Source organism: Hypericibacter sp., from assembly GCF_050729195.1.
GTDB lineage: Bacteria > Pseudomonadota > Alphaproteobacteria > Dongiales > Dongiaceae > Hypericibacter.
The window spans coordinates 1-4,798 of sequence record NZ_JBOHKS010000046.1; the positions used below are offsets into that span (position 1 = coordinate 1).

At 66.3% G+C, this 4,798-nt stretch carries 4 protein-coding genes; 2 read left to right on the top strand and 2 right to left on the bottom strand.

The features are described from left to right. On the bottom strand, nucleotides 1–799 hold a 799-nt coding region (locus ACREE8_RS03440; protein ID WP_431571578.1), incomplete at its 3' end, for an aminotransferase class III-fold pyridoxal phosphate-dependent enzyme. Between the two features lie 125 nt (nucleotides 800–924). Then, nucleotides 925–1,728 (bottom strand): phytanoyl-CoA dioxygenase family protein, encoded by an 804-nt coding sequence (locus tag ACREE8_RS03445; RefSeq protein WP_431571579.1) that lies wholly within the window; start codon nucleotides 1,726–1,728, stop codon nucleotides 925–927. A gap of 257 nt (nucleotides 1,729–1,985) precedes the next feature. On the opposite strand from ACREE8_RS03445, the gene ACREE8_RS03450 reads away from it, so the two are divergent. Then, nucleotides 1,986–4,562, top strand: a complete 2,577-nt coding sequence (locus ACREE8_RS03450) for an MMPL family transporter (RefSeq protein WP_431571580.1) — start codon at nucleotides 1,986–1,988, stop codon at nucleotides 4,560–4,562. A 26-nt stretch (nucleotides 4,563–4,588) separates the two neighbouring features. Beyond that, nucleotides 4,589–4,798: enoyl-CoA hydratase-related protein (locus tag ACREE8_RS03455; protein ID WP_431571581.1), on the top strand; the 210-nt coding region annotated here is incomplete at its 3' end.

Consider the following 4,798-nt stretch of genomic DNA (forward strand, 5'->3'; position numbering starts at 1 on the left):
CGGTCGAGATACAGTGCGTCTCGTCGATCACCAGCAGCGTGCCGTGGCGGCGGGTGAGCTCGCGCAGATGCTCGTGGAATCCCGGCTCCGGCAACACCATGCCGATATTGGTCATGGCGGGCTCGCAAATCACGGCTGCGATGTCGCCTTGCATCAATTTCGATTCCAGCGCAGCAACGTCGTTGAATTCGACGACAGTGGCGACCGCGGTCAGATCCTGGGCCTGGCCGATCAGGCCAGGGCGGGGCACTTCGTGATTGCCCTTGAGGCGCAGATAGGTGTCGTCGACGGTGCCGTGATAGCAGCCATTGAAGACCAGGATCTTCGGCCGGCCGGTGATGCCGCGCGCGAGGCGCAGCACGAAGCGGTTGGCGTCGGTCGCCGTCGTCGCCATCTGCCAGAAGGGCAGGCCGAAGCGATGCGACAGCAACTCGCCAACCGCGATCGCATCCTCCGTCGGCAGCATGTAGGTCAGGCCCTTATCGGCATGCTCGCGCAAAGCTTCGACCACCGGCGCCGGCGAATGGCCGAACATGGAGCCGGTATCGCCCAGGCAGAAATCCGAATAAGTGTTGCCATCGACGTCCCAGATCTGCGCGCCCGAGGCGCGCTTGGCGAAGATCGGGTAGGGCGTCGACCAATCCGTCATCCAGCTCATCGGCACGCTGCCCGGGAAATGCGCGTGCGCTTCCTGGGCGAGCTTGTGCGATTTCGGGTGGCTCTGGGCGAAATGGGCCCGCTCGCGCTCCGTCATCGTGCTGACGGCCAAAGCGGCGATACCGGCCATGCGGTCGGTCATGACGAGAGGCTCCTTGGGCTGGCAAAACCGGGGCGGAACGGAAGGACGTGCCCCAGGCGCTGAAGAGCCATAAGCGAGGCAGGCGCCACCTTCAACCCCCCGTCCGGGTGGGGCGCAGGCTCCGATCAGGCCGGCGGTGGGTAAAGCACTGGAAATTCAGGACCCTGCAGGGCCTCACCGGCGGCCAGCGTCACGCCGGTGAAAGGCGGCGAGGTCTTGCCTTTGCGCACCGCCCAGCGCGCATCGTCGCCGACGACGCGGGCCGAGAAGGCGCGCCGGCGCCGGCCCGTGGCGCGGTTGCCCGGTGCGCTATGGAGCGTCAGGAAATGGAAGGCGACCGCGTCGCCGGGCTCCAGCTCCCAGCTCAGAACACGATGGCGGCTGCGCTCGGCGTCGATATCCGGAACGGGCTCCAGCCCGTCATCCTGGTTGAGCGCGGTGCGGTCGAATTTCTCCGGCCGGAACCAGCGGCCCCAGCGATGCGAGCCGGCGACGAACTCGACGGCGGTATCGAGAGGCACCGTGTCCAGCGCCACCCAGACGCTACAATTCTGCTCGCCATCGACGCTGTAATAGGGCTGGTCGTGATGCCAGGGCGTGGGCATGTCCGTGCCCGGTTCCTTTACCAGTACGTGTTCGTGGAACAACCGCACGGTTCGGGCGCCCATGAGCTGCGCGGTGGTTTCGGCCAAGGCCGAGTGCCGCAGGAAATCGGCATATTCGGCAAAGCGGCTCCAATTGCAGTAATCGCCGAAGAACAGACCCGAGCCATCCTTGGCCGGATAGATGCGGGCGACGGAACTGGGCTCGGCCATGTTGCGTTCGATGCCAGTACGCAAGGGCTCGACCCATTCGCGGAACAGGCCGCGCAGGGCGACAGCGCCATCCTGTTGGAAATCCCGGATCTGAGCCGCATCCAGCCGGTTCATGCCATTCACCTCGGATCAAGCAGGGGCGGCCGATCGGCTTTCAGGATCGGCGCTCCGGCCAAGTTTAACGAATTTCGCCTGTGAAGCCAGTTGCCGAAACCCCACCTGGGCTGGCATAGGAGCCTCGCAACCGGTATCAAGACTCCAGCGCCGGGGGCGATATTCGGGGGCCCGGGTCCATAACGGGCCGGCGGCTGGTAAGATGGCGCGCCGCTCCCTTGGCGCCGGATCCCTATCCTCTAGAGAACCCTGGTTTCATGCTCGAGCGCGTTGTTGCTGCCCTGGTCGGTTGGAGCGCCCGCCGCGCCCTGCTCGTGGTGTTGCTGCTGGCCGTCCTGACCGTCTGGGCGGGGGTTCATGTCGCCCATACGCTCAAGATGAACAGCGACACCTCGGCGATGATCTCGCGCAAGCTGCCCTGGCGTCAGCAATGGGAAGAACTCGGCAATCTGTTCCCCCAGGACGGCGGACAGCTCGTGGTCGTGGTCGATGGCAGCACGCCCGACCAGGCCGAGGATGCCACCCAGGCGCTCTATGAGAAGCTGGCGGCGCGCCCGGACCTCTTCATCAGCGTCCGGCGCCCCGATGGCGGAGCCTTCTTCCAGCGCTACGGTTTGCTGTTCCTGCCGGTCGACACGCTGCAGAAGATGTCTGACTCGATTGCGACCGCGCAGCCTTTCATCGGCAGCCTGCGCGCCGATCCGAGCTTGCGGGGCCTGTTCGACATGCTGGCGCTGGCGGCGGACGGCGTTGCCCATCAGGTGGCCGGTCTGGCGCTGCTCCAGCGCCCGCTCGATGCGATCGAGGCATCGCTGACCAGCACGCTCGACGGCAAGCCGAAGCCGCTCTCCTGGCAGACGCTGTTGCTGGACCGGCCGATCGAGCAGCGCGACCTGCGCCATCTCATCCTGACCCAGCCGGTGCGCGATTTCAGCTCGCTCGCCACGGCGGCGGTGCCCTCGAAATTCATCCGTGACCAGGCGGTGGCGCTGGGGCTGACACCCGACAAGGGCGTCACGGTCCGGTTGACGGGCTCGGTGGCGCTGCAGGACGAAGAGTTGCAGACGGCCACGCAAGGGCTGGGCACCGCGCTCGCGGTCTCGATCACGCTGGTGCTGATCCTGCTGCTGGTGGCACTGCGCTCCGCCAAGCTGATCCTGGCGAGCTTCATCACGCTGCTGGTCGGGCTGGTGCTGACCTTTGCCTTCGCGTCTTTCACCGTCAATCCGCTCAACCCGATCTCCGTCGCCTTCGCCGTGATGTTCATCGGGCTGTCGATCGATTTTGGCATCCAGTTCGGCGTGCGGTTCGGCCAGGAGCGCTTTCTCGATGCCGATCCCGCGACCGTGCTGCGGCGCACCGGCTATGCCATGGCGCGGCCCCTCACCCTGGCGGCGGCGGCCATCGCCGTCGGCTTTGCGTCTTTCCTGCCGACCGACTATCGCGGTGTCTCGGAACTGGGGCTGATCGCGACCGCGGGCATGATCATCACGCTGGTGCTGAACCTGACCTTGTTGCCGGCCCTGCTGGCCCTGCTCAAGCCCAGCGGCACGCCCCGCGAGATGGGCTATGGCTGGGCGGCCGGGGTTGACGAGTTCCTGCTTAGGCAACGCTGCGGGATCCTGGCCGGCTTCGGGCTCGTGACCCTGCTCGGGCTTGCCGCCGCATTCTGGCTGCAGTTCGACTTCAACCCGCTGCATCTGCGCGACCGCAAGGTCGAATCGATGGCCACCATCCTCGACCTGATGCGCGACCCGCTGAATTCGCCTTTCTCGATCGAATTGCTGGCGCCTAACATCGACGCGGCCCAGGACATCGCGAAGAAGCTTTCGGCCTTGCCCGAGGTCTCGGCGGTCCTGACCGCGGCCAGCTTCATCCCTCAGGACCAGGACGCCAAGCTCGCGATCATCGGCGATCTCCAGCTCTTGATCGGTCCAACCCTGGACCAGACCGAGACCAAGCCGCCGCCGACCGACGACCAAATCCGGGCCTCGATGAAAAACTGCGCCGAGAAGCTGCGCCAGGCGCTTCCGGACCTGCCGGTGGCTCAGCGTCTTGCGGCCGCCCTCGATCGGGCCGCCGCCGGCGACGCCAAGCTCTTTCCCGAATTGACCCAGATGCTGGTCGCCGGCCTCGATGCGCGCCTCAAGACGCTGTCGCTGGCACTCACGGCCGAGCCGCTGGATCTGAGCAAGCTGCCCGAGGATCTGCGCCGCGAATGGATCGCGTCGGACGGAAGGGCGCGGGTCCAGGCCATGCCGTCGGGCGACAGCAACGACAACGACACGGTGACCGAGCTGGTGACGGCCGCGCGCACGGTCGTGCCCGATGCCACCGGCTCGGCGGTTCAGATCTATGAGGCGGGGCGGGCCGTGGCCAACGCCTTCCGCATCGCCACCATCACCGCGCTCATTGCCATCACGCTGATGCTGGGATTGCTGCTGCGCCGACTGCGCGACGTGCTGCTGGTCCTGGCGCCGATCCTGGTGGCGGGGTTCGCGACGATCCTGGTCTGTGTCGTCGCCGGCCTCGAGTTCAACTTCGCCAATATCATCGCGCTGCCCCTGCTGCTCGGCATCGGCGTCGCCTTCACGATCTATTTCGTGGTGAACTGGCGCAAGGGCGTGACCCATCCGCTGACCTCGAGCACGGCGCGGGCCGTGCTCTTCAGCGCGCTTTCCACCGCCGCCTCCTTCGGCGGCCTCGCGCTCTCCACCCACCCGGGAACGGCGGGCATGGGCCTGTTGTTGCTGCTGTCTCTGCTGATCATGCTCTCGACCATCTTCCTGTTCCTGCCGGCCCTGATGGGCCCGCCACCGTCGCGCTCCGATTAATCCCGAACCCGAGGAGACCGCCTCCGATGACCGTCACGAGCTATGCCGAAGGGGTGCGTACCGAGCGCCATGATCAGGTTATCGAGATCACGCTCGACCGGCCGAAGGCGAATGCGATCGATCCGGGCATCAGCCAGCGGCTGGGCGAGGTCTTCTCGGAATATCGCGACGATCCGACCTTGCGCGTTGCCATCGTGACCGCGGCCGGGCGCTTCTTCTCGGGCGGCTGGGATCTG

Coding starts and splice junctions, on each gene's coding strand:
- ACREE8_RS03445 (WP_431571579.1), bottom strand. CDS start 1,728: ATGAACCGGCTGGATGCGGCTCAGATCCGGGATTTCCAACAGGATGGC.
- ACREE8_RS03450 (WP_431571580.1), top strand. CDS start 1,986: ATGCTCGAGCGCGTTGTTGCTGCCCTGGTCGGTTGGAGCGCCCGCCGC.